Here is a 1052-nt window from a genome sequence, read left to right as displayed (position 1 = left end):
ACATGGCGGGCCTGCCCCTGCCGATCGAGAGCCATGTGCTGCAGGCCTTCGTTACCGAGGGGCTGAAGCCTTTCATCGATACCGTCGTCACCTTTGGCGCCGGCCATTTCTACGTTTCGCAGTCGGACAAGGGCGGCCTCGTCTTCGGCGGCGATATCGACGGCTACAATTCCTATGCCCAGCGCGGCAATCTTGCGACCGTCGAACACGTCGCCGAAGCAGGCGTCGCGATGATTCCCTCGCTGACGCGGGTCAGATACCTGCGAACCTGGGGCGGCGTCATGGACATGAGCATGGACGGCTCGCCGATCATCGACCGAACCCATATCGATAATCTCTATCTGAATGCCGGCTGGTGCTATGGCGGCTTCAAGGCGACACCCGCATCCGGCTATTGCTACGCCCATCTGATCGCCCGCAACGAGCCGCATGAGACCGCGCGCGAGCTGCGCCTCGACCGCTTCCAGCGCGGCTATCAGATCGATGAAAAGGGCGTCGGCGCCCAGCCCAACCTGCATTGAGGACCTGACACCATGGCAAGCCTGATTTCCTGCCCCCATTGTGGTGTCCGTCCCAAGGAAGAATTCACTATTCGCGGTGATGCGAGCCTCGCCCGGCCGGCGGCGGATGCCCACGCCGACGTCTGGTACGACTACGTCTATCTGCGCGACAATCCGAGGGGACGGCACAAGGAGTACTGGCACCATTCCTCCGGCTGCCGGCGCTGGCTGATTGTCGAGCGCGATACCGTCACCCATGCCGTTCACACCGTCAGTGATGCCGCGCTTGCCAAGCTCGGAGGTGCGGCATGACAAGTTCGCGGCTTCCCAGCGGCGGCCGGATCGACCGGTCGAGCACGCTGAACTTTACCTTCGATGGTAGTGAGCTGACGGGCCATCCCGGCGATACGCTTGCCTCCGCCCTTCTTGCCAATGGTATCCAGCTCGTCGGCCGCAGCTTCAAGTATCACCGACCGCGCGGCATCCTGACGGCGGGTGCGGCCGAGCCCAACGCGCTGGTGACGACAGGCACCGGCGGTCGCACGGAAGCCA

The 1052-nt window shown here is 63.6% G+C and carries 3 protein-coding genes; all 3 read left to right on the top strand.

What is annotated here, in order from left to right:
- Positions 1–521 (top strand): FAD-dependent oxidoreductase (locus tag PMI11_RS00025; RefSeq protein ID WP_007811892.1); only part of this gene is annotated, 521 nt, incomplete at its 5' end.
- A gap of 12 nt (positions 522–533) precedes the next feature.
- Positions 534–812, top strand: a complete 279-nt coding sequence (locus PMI11_RS00020) for a sarcosine oxidase subunit delta (RefSeq protein WP_007811890.1) — start codon at positions 534–536, stop codon at positions 810–812.
- The coding region (locus PMI11_RS00015; RefSeq protein WP_007811887.1) for a 2Fe-2S iron-sulfur cluster-binding protein at positions 809–1052 on the top strand (244 nt) is incomplete at its 3' end. The genes PMI11_RS00020 and PMI11_RS00015, both read left to right, overlap by 4 nt.

Origin of the sequence: Rhizobium sp. CF142, assembly GCF_000281145.1 — a bacterium.
Lineage (GTDB): Bacteria > Pseudomonadota > Alphaproteobacteria > Rhizobiales > Rhizobiaceae > Rhizobium.
Note: the sequence above shows the minus strand (reverse complement) of the source record. Positions and strands in the feature narration are given on the sequence as shown.

Coding starts and splice junctions, on each gene's coding strand:
- PMI11_RS00020 (WP_007811890.1), top strand. CDS start 534: ATGGCAAGCCTGATTTCCTGCCCCCATTGTGGTGTCCGTCCCAAGGAA.